The organism is Phytohabitans rumicis, assembly GCF_011764445.1.
GTDB classification, from domain to species: domain Bacteria; phylum Actinomycetota; class Actinomycetes; order Mycobacteriales; family Micromonosporaceae; genus Phytohabitans; species Phytohabitans rumicis.
In genome coordinates this window covers 181253-199182 of the sequence record NZ_BLPG01000002.1, presented here as the reverse complement: position 1 = coordinate 199182, position 17930 = coordinate 181253, and the positions used below count along the sequence as shown (strand labels likewise).

The window sequence follows — 17930 nt, the reverse complement described above, 5'->3', positions numbered from 1 at the left end:
TTGAGACCATTGACAGTCTTCGAAGAGTTGGAGATGATCGGCGGACCTTGTTCGCTATCGCGTCACCGGGCGGACGTGACGGCATCTTGCCGCGCCAGCGGGCCGCCGCTGGCCACGCCTCTTGGGAGACGCGTATGCACAGATCTCGATTCTTGGCGGCCGGGCTGGCCGCCGTCGTCGCCTTCGGCACCGCCGCCGTTTCCGCCACCAGCGGGTACGCGGCCGCGGCCGGCTGCCGGGTGACGTACACCGTCGGCTCGCAGTGGGGTGGCGGCTTCACCGCGAACGTCGGGATCACCAACCTGGGTGACCCGCTGACCGGCTGGACGCTGCGCTGGTCGTTCGGGGCCGGCCAGGCCGTGACCCAGGCGTGGAACGCCACCGTCACGCAGAGCGGTGCCGCGGTCACGGCCGTCAACATGAGCTACAACGGCGGCCTGGCCACCAACGGCAGCGTGTCGTTCGGCTTCAACGGCTCCTGGAACAACTCCAGCAACCCCGTACCCACCAGCTTCACCCTCAACGGGGTGGCCTGCACCGGCAGCACCACGCCCACCACCGGGCCCACCACGGCGGCCCCGACCACGGCCCCGCCGACCACGCCGCCGACCACCGCGCCCACGACCCGGCCGCCGGGCACCACGCCGCCGAACGGCACCATCCGGGTCTACTGGCTCAAGCCCACCGACGTGGCGTACGACCAGCGGTACCCGGACGGCATCGCGAACGTGATGCGCGAGGCGCAGCGCTACTACCGGCAGGAACTGGGCCGGACGTTCACGCTCAACAACCCGGTGGTGGAGGTCGTCAACGGCGACCACCCGCGCTCCTGGTACGAGAACACCCCGAACGGCAACGAGTGCTACTGGTGGGTCGTGTTCAACATGCAGCAGGAGCTGATGCGCAAGCTCAGCCTGCGGGCGCCGGACAGCCGCTGGATCAACGTCGGCGAGATCAGCGCCGAGGCCGCCTGCTCCGGCGGCGGGGGCGGCGGCGGCTGGGTCATCCTCAGCGGCCACGACGCCGACGGCGCCGCCGGCATCGGCGGCACCATGAACCGCTGGTACGGCGGCATGGTGCACGAGCTGGGACACGCGTTCGGGCTGCCCGACTCGACGTCCACCGACGGCACCCCGATGTCCGCGTCGTTCTACAGCTACCCGAACACGCACTTCAGCCAGGCGCAGAAGAACGCCATCCTGAGCGGCCCGTACGGCAGCTTCCTGTCTTGACCCTGGCACACAATGTCGTACCCGTGGGGCATGGTGGAACCATGACCCACGCCATTTGGGCCGAAGGGCTGGTCAAGCGCTTCGGCGAGACGACAGCGCTGGCCGGTGTGGATCTCGCGGTCCGCACCGGCACGGTGCTCGGCCTGCTCGGGCCGAACGGTGCCGGCAAGACCACCGCCGTGCGCGTACTGGCCACGCTGCTGACACCCGACGCCGGGCACGCCACGGTGGGCGGCTACGACGTGGTCCACCAGGCGCACCAGGTGCGCCAGCTGATCGGCATGACCGGGCAGTACGCGTCGGTCGACGAGACCCTGACCGGCGCGGAGAACCTGCTGCTCATCGGCCGGCTGCTCGGCCTGCCCGGGCCCAGGCCAAGCAGCGGGGCCGCGAGCTGCTGGCCCAGTTCGGGCTCTCCGACGCCGCCGGCCGCGCCACGAAGACGTACTCCGGCGGCATGCGGCGCCGGCTGGACCTGGCCGCGAGCCTGGTCGGCCGACCGCCGATGCTCTACCTCGACGAGCCCACCACCGGGCTCGACCCGCGCGCCCGCGCGGGGCTGTGGGACCTGATCCGCGTCATGGTGGACGAGGGCGTGACGGTGCTGCTCACCACGCAGTACCTGGACGAGGCCGACGAGCTGGCCGACGAGATCGTGGTCATCGACCACGGCCGGGTCATCGCCACCGGCACCCCGGAGGAGCTGAAGGCCAAGACCGGCGCGCAGATCCTCGCCGTACGGCCGGCGGACGAGACCCACGTGCCGCTCGTCGTCTCCGTGGTCGGCGAGCTGAGCCGGGCCAAGCCGGAGGTCAAGGGCCAGCTCGTGACGGCGCCGGTGACCGACCCGGCGGTGCTGCCCGGCGTGGTGCGCCGCCTCGACGACGCCGGCGTCGTGGTCACCGAGCTGGCGCTGCGCGGCTCCAGCCTCAACGAGGTGTTCCTGCATCTGACCGGGCGCCCGGCCGACGAGGACGAGACCGCCGACGACACCGAAGGGAGCGTGGCATCATGACCGCCACCACGGTGGCCACCCCGGCCGCCCCCGTGATCAAGCCGCACGTCACCGTGCCCGAAGGGCTGGCCCAGACCCTCACCCTGGCCTGGCGCACGATCGTGCAGGTCCGCCACAACCCGTGGGAGCTGGGCGACTACAGCATCCAGCCGATCATGTTCGTGCTGCTGTTCACGTACGTCTTCGGCGGCGCGATCGCGGGGTCGACCGGCGAGTACCTGACCTTCGCGCTGCCCGGCATCATCGTGATGAACATGCTCTTCGTGACCATGTACGTCGGCATGGGGCTCAACACCGACCTGACCAAGGGCGTGTTCGACCGGCTGCGCTCGCTGCCGATCGCTCGGTGGGCGCCGCTGGCCGGCCGCATCCTCGCCGACCAGGCCAAGCAGGCGTGGTCGATCTTCCTGCTGCTCGCGGTCGGGATGATCCTCGGCTTCCGGATCGGCACGAGCATGGCCAGCCTGCTGGCCGCGGTCGTCGTCCTGCTGACCTTCGCGCTGGCGTTCTCGTGGGTGTCGGTGCTGGTCGGCGTCCTGGCCAAGGACCCGGAAAGGGTGCAGCTCTTCGGCTTCACCGCGCTGTTCCCGGTCACGTTCGTCAGCAACGTGTTCGTGCCGATCGACTCCATGCCGGGCTGGCTGCAAGCCTGGGTGAAGATCAACCCGGTGACCCACCTGTCCGACGCGGCGCGCGGGCTGATGGTGGGTGGGCCGGCCGCCGAATCGGTCCTCTGGTCGCTGGTGTGGGCCGCGCTGATCGCCGGCGTCTTCGCCCCGCTGTCGCTGTACGCGCTGCGCCGGAGGGTGTGAAACCGGCCAAAGAGCGCGACACGGCCATATCCGGGACATTCGCGCACTATGCCCGCTCGGTGGCGTGGCCGTGTCAACCTAGTGTGTGACCGCCGACCAGTCCCTGCCCGCATGGTGGTGTGGCGACTGCGACCGCCGCACCCGGCTCGCGGCCGACGGCCGGCGCTGCGCACGCTGCAACCCGCTCGCCGACCGCGACGCCGACCCGGACCGCCGGCCCTGGTGCGGCCGCTGCGACCAGCGCGACCGCATGGTCCGTGACGAGGCCGGCGCGCGCAAGTGCCGGGCCTGCCACCCGCTCGGCCGCCCACCCCAGCAGTGGCCCATGCACGACGTGCCGGACGGCTACACCGAGCAGCTCCTGGCCTGCGAGTGGCTCTGCCACATCTCACCCACGCTGCGCCGCATCGGCAGCGACCGGCTGCGGGTGCTGCTGCAACTGTGGTTCGAGGCCGGCTGGACCCCGCGCGACGTGCTGTACGGCCTGGACAGCCTGCCCACCGGCGAGCCCCAGATCGGCGAGGTGCCCACCGCGGCCTCCGACCCCAAGGTCACCGAGGCGTACGTCAAGCGCCGCCTGCGGGCCTGGCTCGACGACGACAACCACCCCATCCCGGCGATCAACCAGCAGGTCACCGCCAACCGGACCAAGGCCCTCGCCGCCCAACTCGCCGCCCGGCAGGACTGGCAACGCCGGGAGCGCCTCGCCGTACCCCCGTCCCGGGCACGCGGCGCCGCCCAGGCCCGCCTCATCGCCAGCCAGGCCGCCGCCCGCAGCCTGCGCCGCCGCCGCTCCGCCGACGAACGCGAGCGCGCCCAGCGCACCGCCGACCTGGCCACCGGCCACGAGGCGGCCGAGCGCTGGAAGGAGCTGCTGTCCGGCGGCCGCCCGGCCGAGCCGCCCCTGCCCCGGCCCCGGACCCGGCCGGCACCCGACTCCGCGACGTCCTGACCGGCCCGACCCAACTCCTGCGCCTACCGTTCCACCCCCGCACCCCCAAGCCCTAGCCAGTTCTCCCCGCGCCAGGCCCCAAGGGACACCGCCCGGCCGCGCGTCGATCAAGGACCTTGCTGTCGATCAAGGGCAAACGGCCGTGCTTTGATCTCAAAACCACGACCATTTGCCCTTGATCGACGGCAAGGTCCTTGATCGGGGTGGGGGCTAGCAGGGAGGGTCGGAGTCGGGGTGGGGGAGAGGCGGGCGAGGATGGTGGCGCTGATGTCGGCTAGCTGGACCACCTGCTCGGGGGTGAGCGCGTCGAAGACCAGGGAGCGGACCTTGTCGACGTGGCCGGGGGCGGTCTCCACGACCTTGGTGTAGCCCTCGTCGGTGAGGACGGCGACGTACCCGCGGCCGTCGTCGGGGGTACGTTCGCGCCGCACCCAGCCGCGCTCCTCCAGCCGGGCGACCAGGTGGGACAGGCGGGACTGGGAGCCGTTGGCGAGCGCGGCCAGCTCGCTCATCCGGGCCGAGCGGCCCGGGCGTTCGGACAGCATCGCCAGCACCCAGTAGCCGAAGTGGGTGATGTGCGCGTCCTGCTGCAGTTGGGTGTCGAGCGCGCTGGGCAGCTGCATCATGACCGCCGCGAACCGCCGCCAGGCACGCTGCTGCTCGTCGGTCAGCCAGCGCGTGTCCGTCATGATCATATGGTACTTGTGGGACGTGGTTGAGCTGCGCCCGGCGACGCCCGCCGACAGCGAGTTCTGCTTCGCGCTGCGCCAGGTGGCACTGCGGCCGTACGTGGAGGCGACGTGGGGCTGGGACGAGGCGGCGCAGCGCGGGTTCCACGAGCGCCGCTTCGATCCGGCGGCCACCCAGATCGTCACGGTGGACGGTCGGGACGTGGGCCGGCTCGTGGTGGAACGCGGGCCGGACGAGACCGTCCTGGGGCTGATCGAGCTGCTGCCGGCGTACCAGGGGCGGGGGATCGGCACCGCCCTGATCCGGGACCTGATCGCCGAAGGCCGCCCGGTCGCGCTGGAGGTCCTGGCGGTCAACCGGAAGGCGTACGCCCTGTACGAGCGGCTCGGCTTCCGCGAGACCGGGCGCGACGAGACCAAAGTGCACATGCGGATCGAGGTCTATGGTTAGCGCCATGAGTGCGCGTACCCGCCCACCATTCCGCGCCGACCACGTCGGCAGCCTGCTCCGCCCCGCCGCGCTGCTGCGGGCCCGGGAGGACCGCGCCGCCGGCCGCATCACCGCCGACGAGCTGCGCGCGGTCGAGGACGACGCGATCCGCGCGGTCGTCCGCACGCAGGAGGAGGTCGGCCTGCGCTCGGCCACCGACGGCGAGTTTCGCCGTACCTCCTGGCACATGGATTTCATCTACCAGCTCGGCGGCATCGACCCCGCCGACGAGCAGCTCACCGTGCAGTTCTACAACGACTCCGGGACGCTGGAGTTCACCTCGGCGGCGCTGCGCGTGCACGACCGGGTGAGCCTGAAGGAGCCGATCTTCGGCGACGCGTTCGCGTTCCTGCGCGAGCAGGTCAGCACCGTCACGCCGAAGCTCACCATCCCGTCGCCCAGCATGGTCCACTACCGCGGCGGCCGGGCGGCCATCGACACCGACGTCTACCCGGACCTGGACCAGTTCTGGGACGACCTGTCGGCCGCCTACGCCGAGGAGGTGCGCCAGCTCGGCCTGCTCGGCTGCACGTACCTGCAGCTCGACGACACCAGCCTGGCGTACCTCAACGACCCGCGCCAGCGCGAGTTGGTCGCCGCCAAGGGCGGCGACCCCATGCACCAGCACGAGCGCTACATCCGCCAGATCAACGCCGCCCTGGCCGGGCGCCCGCCCGGCATGGCCGTGACCACCCACATGTGCCGGGGCAACTTCCGCTCCTCGTGGGCGGCCGAGGGCGGGTACGACTTCGTCGCCGAAGCCCTCTTCAGCCAGCTCGACGTCGACGGGTTCTTCCTGGAGTACGACGACGAGCGCTCCGGCGGGTTCGGGCCGCTGCGGTTCGTGCCGCCCGGGAAGATGGTGGTGCTCGGCCTGGTCACCACCAAGCGGGGCGAGCTGGAGAGCAAGGACGACCTCAAGCGGCGCATCGACGAGGCGGCCCGGCACGTCCCGCTGGAGCAGTTGTGCCTGTCTCCGCAGTGCGGGTTCTCCTCCACTGTGGAGGGCAACGCGCTGACGTACGACGAGCAGGTGGCCAAGCTCCGCCTCATCGTGGAGACCGCCGCCGAGGTCTGGGGCGACTAGGGAGTGATCAAGGCGTCCTTCAAGTCGTCATAACGACTTGAAGGACGCCTTGATCACGGAAGCTGGACGGTTAGGTGGCGGTGCAGGTTACCGACGGGACGCTGTTGGTGCCGGTCCAGGAGCCGATGAAGCCCCAGTTGGTGGTGGCGCCGGCGCCCAGCGAGCCGTTGTAGGTCATGTTGCGGGCGGTCACGCTGTTGCCGGAGCTGGTGACCTGGGCGTTCCAGGATTGCGTGACGCGTTGGGCGTTGGCGAAGGTCCAGTTGACGGTCCAGCCGGTGATGGCCTGGCTGCCGGCGGTGACCCGCACCTCGCCCTGGAAGCCGCCCTGCCACTGACCGACGATCGCGTACGTCGCCGAGCAGGTGCGCCCGCCGGGGCTGCCGGTCGTCGGTGCCGTGGTGGGCGGGGTGGTGGGCGGTTGGCTGGTCGGGCCGCCGGTGGTCGGCGCCGTGGTCGGGTTGCCGCCGAACCAGGTCGCCTCGCGCGAGGTGGCCCGGATGCCGTTGGCGCCGTTGAAGATGCGCTGGCCCCACGAGGTCAGCTGGGCCGGGTTGAAGCTGGTGACCATGTCGAGGTATTCGACGCCGCCGCCGTTGCCGCTCCACGACCAGCCGATGTAGCCGATCCCGTTGGTCTGCGTGTACGACATGATGGTGTCTTCGTCGGGGTTGCCGTCGGAGTGGTTGTGCCCGAACTCGCCGACCACGATCGGCAGGCCCGCCGTGCGGAAGCGGCCCAGGTAGTCCTGGATCTCGGCGGCGGTGTCGAAGACGCCGTACATGTGGACGGAAAAGACGGTGTTGCGCTGCGGGTCGCTGTTGAAGACCGACTGCGCGTTGTCCCGCATGATGAATTGCCAGTCCTGACCCCAGCTCGGGGCGTCCACCATGATCATGTGCTCGAAGCCGGCGTTGCGCAGCCGGCCGATCGCGCTGGACGTGGCGGTCGGCCAGGTGGCGTTGACGGTGGCGTTGTTGCCCATCGGCTCGTTGCCGATGTTGATGACGATGAAGTTCTCGGTGCCGGCCAGCGCGCTGCGCTGGCCGATCCAGTACGTGGCCGCCTGGTCGAGCGTGGCCGCCGCGCCTTCCTCGCCGTACCCGGTGGTGTCGTGCACTTCCAGCACGCAGACGAGCCGGTTGGTGCGGCACAGGTTGATGACGTTGGGCAGGTCGTTGCTCGGGCCCCAGCGCTGGCCGCTGCCCAGGACGACCCGCACGGTGTTGGCCCCGAGTGACTTGATGTTGGCGAACGAGCTGGTCTGGCCGGTGTACCAGACGTGCGGATGGCTGACGCCGCGCATGATGAAGTTGCTGCCGTTGGCCTCGACGATGCGCCCGGCGTTGACGCGCAGCCCGACGGCCGCGTCGGCCGGCTTGACGAAGAACATGACCGAGGCGACGAGGGCGAGAACCGCCGCGCCGACGATCGCGATCTTTCTTTTCATGGTCCACCTCAGGTAGGAGCCCAGAGGGCAGGTGAGGGGCTGTGCCCAAAGCCCCACGACGACTCCCGGCTCCCAGGTGTCGGGCATCAGCGTAGATGAATGGCTTAGCCAACACAACCGGTTAAGTAGCCTCGTACCTAGTATCCTAGGATGCCGTACAGGGTGTGCCGCGCACCCGCTGAGCAGCGCTGGATATAGTGCAACCGCCGAAAACGGGGGCGGAGGGGAGGGCTCGGTGGTCTTCACGATCCCGAACCTGATCAGCTTCGTGCGGCTGCTGGGCGTGCCCCTGTTTCTCTACCTGCTGCTCGGCCCCGAGGCCGACGGGGCCGCCGTCGTCGTGCTGGCCATCGGGGGTACGACGGACTGGGTCGACGGGTACGTCGCCCGCCGGCTCGGCCAGGTCAGCCGGCTGGGGGAGCTGCTCGACCCGGCCGTGGACCGGCTCTACATCCTCGCCACGCTGATCGCGCTGACCATCCGCGACGTGGTGCCGTGGCAGTTCACCGCCGCGCTGCTGGCCCGCGAGGTCGTACTGCTGGGCTGCCTCGCGCTGCTGCGCCGGCAGGGGTACGGCCCGCTGCCGGTGCACTACGTCGGCAAGACCGCCACGTTCATCATCCTGGCCGCGTTCCCGGTGCTGCTGCTGGCCGAGGCGTCCGCCGGCGCCGCGCCGATCGCGTTTCCCATCGGGTGGGCGCTGGCCTGGTGGGGCCTGGTGCTCTACTGGGTGGCGGCGGCACTGTACGTCGCGCAGGTCGCCACGCTGCTCAGAGCCGCACCGGGGCGTGCCGTGAACGACAAAAACCCACGAACGACAAACCCCTTATGAACGACAAGAACCGGGTGTACGCGCCCGACTTCCTCACCGAGCTGTTCCGCAACCCGCTGGACGCCGGGTACGCCGACGCGGCCCGCCGCCGCGCGATCACCGGGCCGGCGACCGGCTGGCGCGGCTCGGCGACCCGGCTGGTGAGCGCGGTGACCCTGGTCGCGGTCGGCTTCCTGCTGGTGGTCGCCTACCGGCAGACGCTGGCCGACGAGCCCAGCCGCAGCCAGGCGCGGGCCGGCCTGGTGGCCCAGATCGAGCAGCGGCAGACCGAAACCGACCGGCTGACGCGGGAAGCGGACCGGCTGCGCGACGAGGTGGCCCGCCAGCGCGACGCGGCGCTGACCGACAAGGACGCGGCCCGGCTGCGCGACATGGAGGCGGCGACCGGGCTGGCCCGGGTGCGCGGCGACGGCGTCGAGGTACGCGTCGACGACGCCCCGGACGCGGTCGACGCGGTCACCGGCGCCGGCAAGGCGGACCTGGGCCGGGTGCTGGACCGCGACCTGCAGGACATCGCCAACGCGCTGTGGAGCGCCGGCGCGGAGGCGATCGCCATCAACGACCAGCGGCTGACCGCCACCTCGACGATCCGGGCCGCCGGCTCGGCGATCCTGGTGGACTTCCGGCCGGTGACCCGGCCGTACGTCGTGCGCGCCATCGGGCCGGACGACCTGAAGAAGGACTTCGAGTCCAGCGGCACGGCCCGCCTGTTCCGCGCCCTGGTCGACGACGAGGGCATGTCCTTCGACGTACGCGAGGTCGACGACATCACGTTGCCGGCCGCCTCGGAGCCGCAGTTGCGCTTCGCCACGCCGTCCCCGTCGGCGGCTACACCCACCCCTAGCAAGTCGGAAGGCGATTAATGGTCGCTGTACTCGCGCTGGCCATCGGCGTCGTGCTCGGCGTCGTGCTGGACCCGACCGTGCCGTCGGCGCTGCAGCCGTACCTGCCGATCGCGGTGGTGGCCGCGCTGGACGCGGTGTTCGGCGGCGTCCGGGCACGGCTCGACGGCATCTTCGACGACAAGCAGTTCGTCATCTCGTTCATCTCGAACGTGTTGGTGGCGGCGCTGATCGTCTACCTGGGCGACCAGCTCGGGGTGGGCGGGCAGCTGTCCACCGGCGTCGTCGTCGTGCTCGGCGTGCGGATCTTCGGCAACGTGGCCGCCATCCGGCGGCACCTGTTCAGGGCGTAAGGTCGGGCGGAACATGAGCAGCGATCACAAGCCCACGGGTACCGGTTGGCCGGACGACGGGGTGTCCCGGCCACGCAGTGCACCGACCCCTGTCGTACCCGATGATGCTGATGACGATGTGGCGGCTGAGCGGCCGGCGAAGGCCGGGCGGCGCCTCACGTCCGCCGGTGTGGTGATCGCGGTGCTGCTCGGCCTGCTCGGCTTCACGCTGGTGGTGCAGTTGCGCAGCAACGCCACCGACTCGGGGCTGGCCTCGGCGCGGCAGGAGGACCTGGTGCGGATCCTGTCCGACCTGGAGGCGCGCGAGGAGCGGCTGCGGCAGGAGATCGCCGACCTGGAGGACAGCCAGCGGCAGCTCAGCTCGGGTGCGGCCGGCCGGCAGGCGGCGCTGGACGAGGCCACCCGGCGGGCGGACGAGTTGGGCGTGCTGGCGGGCACGCTGCCGGCGCGCGGGCCGGGGCTGACGGTGGAGTTCAAGGCGGGGTCGGAGCCGTTGAAGGCGTCGGCGATCCTGGACGCGGTGCAGGAACTGCGCGGGGCGGGCGCGGAGGCGATGCAGATCGGCGGGGCGGACGGGGCCGCGGTGCGGATCGTGGCGTCCACCTATTTCCTGGACGCGGACGGCGGCATCACGGTGGATGGGCGGCGGCTCGCGGCGCCTTACACCATTGCCGTGATCGGCGAGCCGCGAACGATGGAAACGGCGCTGAAGATACCCGGCGGGGTGGTGGAATCGGTCGGGAACGACAACGGTACGGTGATCGTGCAGGAGCAAGAGGTGGTCGACGTGTCGGCCCTTCGCGCCCCGACGACGCTTCAGCATGCGCGCCCCGCTTCGTGAGTTCGTGAGTGAGAAGGACGGCCTGTGATACCCGAGGATCTGCGTTACACGGCTGAGCACGAGTGGGTGGCCGGAGCCGCCGGCGGGCCGCTGCGGGTGGGGATCACCCACTTCGCCCAGGACGCGCTCGGCGACATCGTGTACGTGCAGCTTCCCGAGATGGGTACGGCCGTGTCGGCGGGGGACGCGCTCGGCGAGGTGGAGTCCACCAAAAGCGTGTCGGAGATATATGCTCCGCTGTCGGGCACCGTGGCGGCGCGCAACGACAAGCTGGCCGAGGAGCCCGAATTGATCAACACCGACCCGTACGGGGCAGGGTGGCTGGTGGAGATCGAGCCGTCCGATCCGGCGGCCGTGGAGGGCCTGTTGACAGCCGCGGCGTACCGTGATCTGACGGAGAGCTGACCCGCCCCGCGCGTCCGGTTGACCCTGTATTTCAGTGCTGGCTAGGCTCGCCCAGTCGAGCGATGTCTCGTGTTGTTCAGCGCTGCCCGAATAGATTGCGTGAGGTGGTCAAATGACTCGCCCAGACGACGAGTTTCCCCCACTCGACGTCACGTCCACGCTGAACCTCGGTTCGCTCGACGAGGTCCTCGAGGGTCCCGACGCGGATGTGGTGCCGAGCCGGATGTCCGGCTCCCTGCCGCCCGGCATGGCGCTGCTCGTCGTGCGGCGCGGCCCGAACGCGGGCGCGCGCTTCCTGCTCGACCATGACGTGACCACCAGCGGTCGGCACCCGGACAGCGACATCTTCCTCGACGACGTGACGGTGTCCCGGCGGCACGCCGAGTTCCACCGGGACGGCGGCACGTTCACCGTGCGCGATGTGGGCAGCCTCAACGGCACGTACGTCAACCGCGAGCGGGTCGAGGCGGCGACCCTCAGCAACGGCGACGAGGTCCAGATCGGCAAGTTCCGGCTGGTGTTCATCGCGGGTCCGCGCCCGGAGGGGCTGCGATAACGCGTGTCGGCTGAGCCGGCCGGGGCTTCGGGGGCCGCGCCCGCTCCGGCGTTGATGAGCATCGGCGAGGTGCTCGAACGACTGCGTCCGGAGTTTCCCGACACGACCATCTCCAAGCTGCGGTTCCTGGAGGCCGAAGGGCTGGTGGAGCCCCGGCGCACGCCGGCCGGCTACCGCAAGTACAGCTGGGACGACCTGGCCCGGCTGCGGTTCGTGCTGACCGCGCAGCGGGACCACTACATGCCGCTGCGGGTGATCCGCGAGCAGTTGGCGTCGCGGGAGGTCGCGCCCACGCTGGCGGCGGTGGGGCCGGCCGTTGCCGACCCTGCGGACGTCCGGCTTTCGCGCGACGAGCTCGTCGCGCGCTCCGGCATCGCCGGCGAGCTGCTGGCGGAGGTGGAGCGGCTCGGCCTGATCGCGCCGACCGCGGGCCGGTACGACGCGGACGGGCTCGCCGTGGCCGAGGCGGTGGCGGGGCTGGCGAGCTTCGGGCTGGAGCCGCGGCACCTGCGCGCGTACCGGACGTCGGCGGACCGGGAGGCCGGCCTTTTCGCCCAGCTGGTGGCCCCGCTGGCGCGGCAGAACGACCCCGCGGCAGGGGCCCGCGCCGCGGACACGGCGCGCGAACTGGTGCGGCTGTCGCAGCAGTTGCACGCCGCGCTGGTACGCATCGGCCTGCGGGACGCGCTGGGCCGTTGACGGGTATTGACGGGTACCCGTCGGCGCCGCCAGCGGGTACGTGCTGCCGTCCGGCGGTCCGTGTACCGTGACGATGAGGGCGGGGAAAGACACAACCACACGGAGGCGGCGGTGCGCGAGCTGAGCGTGGTCGGGGTGCGGGTGGAGCTGCCCAGCAACCAGCCGATCGTGCTGCTCAGGGAGGTCGAGGGCGACCGTTACCTGCCGATCTGGATCGGCGCGGTCGAAGCCACCGCGATCGCGTACGAGCAGCAGGGCGTCAAACCGGCGCGGCCACTGACACATGACCTGTTGCGGGACATCCTGGCGGCGTTGAAGGCGCCGTTGCGCGCGGTGGAGATCACCGAGCTGAAGGAGAACGTGTTCTACGCCGACCTGCTCATCGGTGACGGCCTGCGGGTGTCGGCCCGGCCGAGCGACTCGATCGCGCTGGCGCTGCGGGTGGGCGCGCCGATCCGCTGCGCCGACCAAGTGCTCACCGAGGCCGGGATCGTCATTCCGGACGAGCAGGAGGACGAGGTGGAAAAGTTCCGGGAGTTCCTGGAGCAGGTGCGCCCGGAGGATTTCGCGGGGTAGCCCGCGGGCGGCGTGTCGCGCCAATGCGTCCCCGGGAACCCTCCGCATGCGCTATAGGGTTGGCGCCGTTGGGAGGTTGCCACATGCATGAGGGTCCCTCTGACCATCCGGCTGTCGACGGCTTGTCGGACCTTGACACCGTCGGATATCGCGGCGTGACCGCGACCCACGCCGTGGGGATCAGCTACCGGCAGCTCGACTATTGGGCTCGTACGGCGCTGGTCGTACCGAGCATCCGGGACGCGTCCGGTTCGGGGACGCAGCGCCTGTACTCGTTCCGCGACCTGGTGGTGCTGAAGGTCGTCAAGCGGCTGCTGGACGCGGGCGTGTCGCTGCAGAACATCCGCAAGGCGATCGAGACGCTGCGTTCGCGGGGCGTCGAGGACCTGGCCGGGATCACGCTGATCTCGGACGGCACGACGGTGTACGAGTGCCGTTCGCCGGAGGAGGTCGTCGACCTGCTGCAGGGCGGGCAGGGCGTGTTCGGCATCGCGATCGGCGGCGCGTTCAAGGAGATCCAGGGTTCCCTGGTCAACCTGCCGGCCGAGCCGGCGGCACCGGCCGCCGCCACGGACGGCGCCGCGCCCGCGGCCGTGGGCGAGGAGGAGCCGGGCGACGAGCTCGCGGCCCGACGCGCGCGCCGCCGCGCCGGCTGAGCTACACGCAGGTCGCGCAGGACGGGTCGGTGCCGTAGCCGCGCACCACCTGGACGACCGGCGCCTTGGCGAGCACCTCGATCGGCGGTTGCTCGTTGTGGACGCCGGGCCCGAGCACCGGCTTCATGCAGGCCAGCAGGGCGCCGTCGTCGTACGCGAGGCAGATGCGCAGCAGCGGGCCCACCGACTTGTCGACGGTGCCGGCGAACGTCGACGGTTGGGTCGGCCCGTACGGGCGTAGCCGGGCCAGGTGCACGTACCCGAGGATGCCGATCTTGGGGTCCTCGACGTAGTAGATGACGCCGAACTGGTCGCCCGGGGCGGGCGGCTCGCACGGCTGGATCTCGCCGGAGACCCAGGTGGCCGGGAGGCCGAACTCGTCCTCGCCGGTCCATACGCCGGTGAACTGCCCGCTCGCGCACGTGACGGTGGGCGTCCAGGCGTCCTGGACGGCGGCCTGCGCGGGCGCGGCGCTCACGGTCAGCAGCAGCGCGGCCAGGGCGGCGGCGATCTTCATCATGGGGTGTGCTCCTCTGGCTCGCGCGGCTCCTCTGGTGGTGGCACCGGCTTTTGGGGCTCCTCTGGCACCTCGGCCGCCTTCATCGCGCCGAGCGCCAGGCCGAGCTGGAAGCGGTTCTCCACGCCCAGGCGGTCCATCAGGCCGCGCAGGATGTAGGAGACCGAGCGGGCGCTGATGCGCAGCTCGTCGGCGGCGGTGGCGTCGGTGTGCCCCTGGGCCAGCAGGTCGACGAGGGCGCGTTCGCGGGGGTCCAACGCGAAGTCGGGCAAGGCGTGCTCCTGCGGCGGCCGGGCGGCATCCCAGTGCCGTTCGAAGAGGGTGACGAGCGCGGACACGACCGGCGGCTGGGCCACCTCGAGGTACCCGCGGTCGAAGTCGTCGGGGGCGACCGGGAACAGGGCCACCGCCCGGTCCACGACGATGAGCTTCATGGGTACGACCGGCGCCTCCCGGTAATCCGGCCGGTTCCCGTCCGGTTGCCGCCAGGGGCCGCCGATCCAGGCGCGTTCGGCCGGATGCACACCGAGCACCCGGACGCGTACCCCGCGGGCGACCAGCTTGCGGTCCAGCGGCGCGGCGGATCGGGCGGACTCGGTGTCGAAGTCCTCCTCGGTGTTCATCGCCAGGTGCTCGTGGCGCACCACGGCGACAAGCTGCGTGAGGCGGTCCCGGGCCGCGGCCCGGCTCGGCAGGTGCCGCAGGTCATCGCCGAGCGGTAGCGGCTCGCGCGCCTCCTGCCTCCCCGATCGCACCAGCCGGAGCCGGGCCCGGCGCTGAGCCGCGACCACCTCGTCGGGCGGCCGCGGTGTCCAGACGATGTCCCGCCACCGGGCCGTCGGGCGCGAGGTGACCGCGCCGGTCGCGGCGAGCTCGTCCAGGCCGGCCCGGATCCGCCGGTACGGCATGCCCAGGCCGCGTTCCAGGTCCGGGCCGGTGGCCGCGCCGAACGTGACCAGGGTGCGATAGACGAGGTCCGCGTCGGGCGAGAGCCCGTACGGCACCAGCGTCGTCACCGGCGCGCCCGTGACCAGGGCGTCCTGGGATCGAGACATCGACACCTCCCCCGTGCTGCCCATGGAAGCAGCACGCGGCAAACCCAGCCACGCCCGTTACCGACTCGTGCCCTCCGCTTTGCGGAATCCCGCAACCCGCGCCGCTCGTGCGCCGCCGCCGCACCGCGCAGCGCCGATCAAGGGAATGTGCGTCGATCAAGGGCGAAGGGTCGCGCTTTGATCTCCGATCCACGACCGTTTGCCCTTGATCGGCGGCCTAGTCCTTGATCGGCCGCACCGGCGCCGCCGCGCGAGGCCGCGCGGCCTCGCGCGGCGGCGCCGGGACCCCTCAACGGCCGGACTGGGTCGCCGTGGCGCCGGCGCCGGCGGCGACCGGGCCGTTGAAGGTGCTCTGGTTGAAGACGGCGTTGTGGTTCTGGATGAACGTCAGCTGCGTGCGGTACTCGGAGGTGTCGACGCCCTTGCTGTCCAGGTAGTCGATGATCGCCTCGGCGACCGTCTTGTCGACGAGCTTGATGTACTTCGTGGCGTCCAGTTCCTGCAGGAAGGTGCTGGGTTCGGGTTCGGCGGCGAGTTCCCGGACGCTGAGCCGGGCGCCGTGCTCGTACGACCGGAGCTCCTTGACGGCGCGGGTCGACACGTCCGCCCGGTACCCGATGGTGAGGATCTGCCGCAGCGCGCGCCACAGCCGGCGGGGTGCGTCGATCGAGTCGATCCAGTCGCGCATCGACTCCGACGCCGCCCGGCCGAACAGCGACAGCGCCTCCGGCCGCAGCTTGTCGACCAGGTGGAACTCGTGCCTGACGGGTGGCAGCACGGAGCCGAGGAACTCGGCGTACAGCTTGCCGCCCTCGACCGCGACGTGCACGAACGCGGAGACCATGATCTCCTGCTGCTGCTCCGGGAGGACCAGCGCGCCGGAGGGGGCGTAGACGTTGCGGCCTTCGACGCCGATCACGATGTGCAGGAAGTACCGCAGGCCGCCCTGCGGGTGCTCGATGATCGACGCGATCGCTTCCGGCGACGCGAACTGCAGCGGAGTGCGCAGCCGCGGGTCGAGCAGGGGATCGCCCTGGGCGCGTTCGCCGTCGGCGACGACCTGGTCCATCAGGTAGAGGCCCGGCACCCGCTGCCGTTCGGGCAGGGCGGGATCCTTGAGCGCCAGCACCCGGTCCCGGATCAGGGCCTGCAAATCCTGTGGCGAGATCCGGCGCGGATCGAACGGCAGCGCGTGTGATCCGTTGCCGCGCGACCCGGACGCGCGCTCGCGCAGGGTCAGCGCCATCGACCAGCCGTTGACGATGTTTCCGGTGCCGAGCAACGGGTTCTTGGAGTGCAGCGTCACGTTGCCCACCTGCGCGCCGGCCAGCCAGCTCATCCGCCGGCCGACCCGCTCGTTGGGCGGTGGGGTCGGGACGGCCGGTTGGCCGGGGGCCAGGGTTTTGGCGAGCGTCTGGTAGGTGGTGTACCGGTAGGTGACCAGCGTGCCGAGCGTCAACAGCGCGAACACCGCCGGCAGGACGGTGATCAGCACCAGGATGCCGGTCCAGGAGGAGGCGGCGAGCGCGTCGCCGGTCTGGCTGCCGGTCAGCGACAGCGACATTTCCATGAGGAAGAGCAGCGGCGTCGCGTACCAGCCGCAGCAGAGCAGCACAGCCGTTCCCGCGTACGCCGCGAGGGCGGTGACCATGCGGCCGGGGCGGCGACGGTCGCGTGCCTGCCGCCGGCCGAACGCGAACAGCAACCACGCGGCCGTGATGCCGGGCATGAGGACGACGCCGGCGAGCAGGATCAGGCCGAGTACGAAGTCGCGGGTCAGCAGGCGGCGGCGGGCCCGGAACGCGTGTCCCAGGACCGGACCGATGTCGAAGCCGCGCGATGGCGGCACCGCCCGCTGCTCGTCGTCGGTGAGCTCGGTGATGACGTGGTGTGCGTAGTCGTCGTCGAGGTAGGCGGCGGCGCACAGCCATCGGGTGGTGTCGCCGAGGACGGCTGGCGCCGGCATCGGGGCCGGGTGCGTGAAGAACGGCACCGAGCCGGCCTGCCGGGGCAGGGTCGGCGCCGCGTGCGACGGTCCGTCGAAGGTCATCGGGCCTCCCCGGGGGACATCCACGCCGTGGGGTGGTCGCCGGCGGCGACCGGGCCGTTGAAGGTCGAACCCGTGAACGTGACCGTGCCGGCCCCGGGAACTGGGGGAGCCGGGGCAGCCGGGGCAGAAGGCGCGGCCAATGCGGTCACGTCCTCGTCGGGGACGGTGATCCAGGCGACCGCGTCGAAACGCTTAGCCGCCATGCGTACGGAAACCCGCCGGAAGCGGTCGACGCGGATGCCGTCGTAGCCGTGCCGGACGACGTCCTGGTAGACCTGGTCGGACACGATGAGGGCGGCGCCGGCGCCGGGAAACGCGGCCAGCGCGGACTTGAGCGGGTCGGCGTCCACCAGGCGGCACACCGTGACGACCGCGTCGCCCGGGTACCCGTTGGCACCGTCCAGATGGACCAGTCCGCTGTGGATGGCGACCCGCAGCCGGACCCGGGCATGGGGTTCCAGGTCGCGGTTGTGGCGGCGCAGCAGGCGGTCCAGGGCCGGTGCGAGGCGCGCCACGACCGCGGTTTCGGGCGCGTCCGCCGGCAGGATGGCGAGTTCGCCGTCGCCGCCCTGCTGGGTCAGCCAGTTCAGGCGGTCCAGGCCGAGCGCGTCCGCGGCCTCCCGCACGGTCTGCCGGTAGACCTGCTGCGACTCGTACTGATGAAGGTTGTCTTTGTTGCTGTACCGCTCCATGTCGATAGCGATCAACAAACGCCGGTGTGGGGGAGAGGGGTCGGTCACACCGACACTTCTAGTGCATTACGCGACCGGATACCCCGCTGAATGCGGGGAATTCATCCGGTCGCGCTGTCGGAATTCCGC

At 71.2% G+C, this 17930-nt stretch carries 20 protein-coding genes and 1 pseudogene; 15 read left to right on the top strand and 6 right to left on the bottom strand.

All coding sequences use genetic code 11. The annotated features are described in order from the left end of the window. Positions 1–134: 134 nt before the first annotated feature. The 4 genes and pseudogenes from Prum_RS44525 (at position 135) to Prum_RS44510 (ending at position 4011) form a co-directional block, all read left to right on the top strand. Complete coding sequence (locus Prum_RS44525; protein ID WP_173085166.1) at positions 135–1232, top strand: cellulose-binding domain-containing protein; 1098 nt, start codon at positions 135–137, stop codon at positions 1230–1232. Positions 1233–1273: 41 nt separating this feature from the next. Then, positions 1274–2247 (top strand): annotated as a pseudogene (locus Prum_RS44520) (ATP-binding cassette domain-containing protein). Next, positions 2244–3059, top strand: a complete 816-nt coding sequence (locus Prum_RS44515) for an ABC transporter permease (protein ID WP_173085164.1) — start codon at positions 2244–2246, stop codon at positions 3057–3059. The pseudogene Prum_RS44520 and the gene Prum_RS44515 overlap by 4 nt, the downstream one beginning before the upstream one ends. An 85-nt stretch (positions 3060–3144) precedes the next feature. Beyond that, entirely contained in the window at positions 3145–4011 is an 867-nt protein-coding gene (locus Prum_RS44510; protein ID WP_173085162.1) for a hypothetical protein, read from the top strand. Positions 4012–4118: 107 nt separating this feature from the next. On the opposite strand, the gene Prum_RS44505 is transcribed toward Prum_RS44510, so the two are convergent. Next, positions 4119–4700, bottom strand: a complete 582-nt coding sequence (locus tag Prum_RS44505; protein WP_173085160.1) for a MarR family winged helix-turn-helix transcriptional regulator — start codon at positions 4698–4700, stop codon at positions 4119–4121. 22 nt (positions 4701–4722) lie between these two features. Between Prum_RS44505 and Prum_RS44500 the strand changes: the two genes are divergently transcribed. Further along, the gene (locus tag Prum_RS44500) at positions 4723–5151 is read left to right on the top strand and encodes a GNAT family N-acetyltransferase (protein ID WP_246278840.1); all 429 of its coding nucleotides are present in this window, start codon (positions 4723–4725) and stop codon (positions 5149–5151) included. Between the two features lie 4 nt (positions 5152–5155). Beyond that, positions 5156–6277: a 5-methyltetrahydropteroyltriglutamate--homocysteine S-methyltransferase gene (locus tag Prum_RS44495; RefSeq protein ID WP_173085156.1), complete on the top strand. Its 1122-nt coding sequence runs from the start codon at positions 5156–5158 to the stop codon at positions 6275–6277. A gap of 70 nt (positions 6278–6347) precedes the next feature. Here Prum_RS44495 and Prum_RS44490 read toward each other — a convergent pair whose 3' ends face one another. Continuing rightward, positions 6348–7727, bottom strand: coding sequence for a cellulase family glycosylhydrolase (locus Prum_RS44490; protein WP_173085154.1), 1380 nt, complete (start codon positions 7725–7727; stop codon positions 6348–6350). 178 nt (positions 7728–7905) lie between these two features. On the opposite strand from Prum_RS44490, the gene clsA reads away from it, so the two are divergent. From clsA to Prum_RS44445, 9 genes are all read left to right on the top strand, one after another. Continuing rightward, positions 7906–8559, top strand: a complete 654-nt coding sequence (gene clsA, locus Prum_RS44485; RefSeq protein ID WP_173086472.1) for a cardiolipin synthase ClsA — start codon at positions 7906–7908, stop codon at positions 8557–8559. After that, positions 8556–9422, top strand: coding sequence for a DUF881 domain-containing protein (locus tag Prum_RS44480; protein WP_173085151.1), 867 nt, complete (start codon positions 8556–8558; stop codon positions 9420–9422). The genes clsA and Prum_RS44480 overlap by 4 nt, the downstream gene beginning before the upstream one ends. Then, a complete protein-coding gene (locus tag Prum_RS44475; protein ID WP_173085149.1) occupies positions 9422–9754 on the top strand; it encodes a small basic family protein in 333 nt (110 codons plus the stop codon). Before Prum_RS44480 ends, Prum_RS44475 begins: the two co-directional genes overlap by 1 nt. Before the next feature lie 13 nt (positions 9755–9767). Further along, positions 9768–10595, top strand: a complete 828-nt coding sequence (locus Prum_RS44470; RefSeq protein WP_173085147.1) for a DUF881 domain-containing protein — start codon at positions 9768–9770, stop codon at positions 10593–10595. A gap of 24 nt (positions 10596–10619) precedes the next feature. After that, positions 10620–11000: a glycine cleavage system protein GcvH gene (gene gcvH, locus Prum_RS44465; RefSeq protein ID WP_173085145.1), complete on the top strand. Its 381-nt coding sequence runs from the start codon at positions 10620–10622 to the stop codon at positions 10998–11000. A 112-nt stretch (positions 11001–11112) separates the two neighbouring features. Continuing rightward, complete coding sequence (odhI, locus tag Prum_RS44460; protein ID WP_173085143.1) at positions 11113–11556, top strand: oxoglutarate dehydrogenase inhibitor Odhl; 444 nt, start codon at positions 11113–11115, stop codon at positions 11554–11556. 54 nt (positions 11557–11610) lie between these two features. Next, positions 11611–12255 carry a transcriptional regulator FtsR gene (gene ftsR / locus Prum_RS44455; RefSeq protein WP_173085141.1) on the top strand — a complete coding sequence of 215 codons (645 nt, stop codon included), beginning with the start codon at positions 11611–11613 and terminating at the stop codon, positions 12253–12255. A 111-nt stretch (positions 12256–12366) separates the two neighbouring features. Then, complete coding sequence (locus Prum_RS44450) at positions 12367–12831, top strand: bifunctional nuclease family protein (RefSeq protein ID WP_173085139.1); 465 nt, start codon at positions 12367–12369, stop codon at positions 12829–12831. 83 nt (positions 12832–12914) lie between these two features. After that, positions 12915–13487: a MerR family transcriptional regulator gene (locus tag Prum_RS44445; protein WP_173085137.1), complete on the top strand. Its 573-nt coding sequence runs from the start codon at positions 12915–12917 to the stop codon at positions 13485–13487. Between the two features lies 1 nt (position 13488). On the opposite strand, the gene Prum_RS44440 is transcribed toward Prum_RS44445, so the two are convergent. The 4 genes from Prum_RS44440 to Prum_RS44425 all read right to left on the bottom strand — a co-directional run bounded on the left by Prum_RS44440 (position 13489) and on the right by Prum_RS44425 (position 17801). Further along, complete coding sequence (locus Prum_RS44440; RefSeq protein WP_173085136.1) at positions 13489–14007, bottom strand: hypothetical protein; 519 nt, start codon at positions 14005–14007, stop codon at positions 13489–13491. Further along, a complete protein-coding gene (locus Prum_RS44435; RefSeq protein WP_173085134.1) occupies positions 14004–15059 on the bottom strand; it encodes a helix-turn-helix transcriptional regulator in 1056 nt (351 codons plus the stop codon). The genes Prum_RS44440 and Prum_RS44435 overlap by 4 nt, the downstream gene beginning before the upstream one ends. A gap of 289 nt (positions 15060–15348) precedes the next feature. Further along, entirely contained in the window at positions 15349–17109 is a 1761-nt protein-coding gene (locus Prum_RS44430; RefSeq protein ID WP_173085132.1) for an AbeC-like domain-containing protein, read from the bottom strand. After that, positions 17106–17801 carry a nucleotidyl cyclase domain-containing protein gene (locus Prum_RS44425; protein WP_173085130.1) on the bottom strand — a complete coding sequence of 232 codons (696 nt, stop codon included), beginning with the start codon at positions 17799–17801 and terminating at the stop codon, positions 17106–17108. The genes Prum_RS44430 and Prum_RS44425 overlap by 4 nt, the downstream gene beginning before the upstream one ends. Positions 17802–17930: the final 129 nt, after the last annotated feature.

Coding starts and splice junctions, on each gene's coding strand:
- odhI (WP_173085143.1), top strand. CDS start 11,113: ATGACTCGCCCAGACGACGAGTTTCCCCCACTCGACGTCACGTCCACG.
- Prum_RS44515 (WP_173085164.1), top strand. CDS start 2,244: ATGACCGCCACCACGGTGGCCACCCCGGCCGCCCCCGTGATCAAGCCG.
- Prum_RS44480 (WP_173085151.1), top strand. CDS start 8,556: ATGAACGACAAGAACCGGGTGTACGCGCCCGACTTCCTCACCGAGCTG.
- ftsR (WP_173085141.1), top strand. CDS start 11,611: ATGAGCATCGGCGAGGTGCTCGAACGACTGCGTCCGGAGTTTCCCGAC.
- Prum_RS44440 (WP_173085136.1), bottom strand. CDS start 14,007: ATGATGAAGATCGCCGCCGCCCTGGCCGCGCTGCTGCTGACCGTGAGC.
- Prum_RS44525 (WP_173085166.1), top strand. CDS start 135: ATGCACAGATCTCGATTCTTGGCGGCCGGGCTGGCCGCCGTCGTCGCC.
- Prum_RS44435 (WP_173085134.1), bottom strand. CDS start 15,059: ATGTCTCGATCCCAGGACGCCCTGGTCACGGGCGCGCCGGTGACGACG.
- Prum_RS44425 (WP_173085130.1), bottom strand. CDS start 17,801: ATGGAGCGGTACAGCAACAAAGACAACCTTCATCAGTACGAGTCGCAG.
- Prum_RS44505 (WP_173085160.1), bottom strand. CDS start 4,700: ATGACGGACACGCGCTGGCTGACCGACGAGCAGCAGCGTGCCTGGCGG.
- Prum_RS44470 (WP_173085147.1), top strand. CDS start 9,768: ATGAGCAGCGATCACAAGCCCACGGGTACCGGTTGGCCGGACGACGGG.
- Prum_RS44495 (WP_173085156.1), top strand. CDS start 5,156: ATGAGTGCGCGTACCCGCCCACCATTCCGCGCCGACCACGTCGGCAGC.
- Prum_RS44430 (WP_173085132.1), bottom strand. CDS start 17,109: ATGACCTTCGACGGACCGTCGCACGCGGCGCCGACCCTGCCCCGGCAG.
- Prum_RS44490 (WP_173085154.1), bottom strand. CDS start 7,727: ATGAAAAGAAAGATCGCGATCGTCGGCGCGGCGGTTCTCGCCCTCGTC.
- Prum_RS44475 (WP_173085149.1), top strand. CDS start 9,422: ATGGTCGCTGTACTCGCGCTGGCCATCGGCGTCGTGCTCGGCGTCGTG.
- Prum_RS44445 (WP_173085137.1), top strand. CDS start 12,915: ATGCATGAGGGTCCCTCTGACCATCCGGCTGTCGACGGCTTGTCGGAC.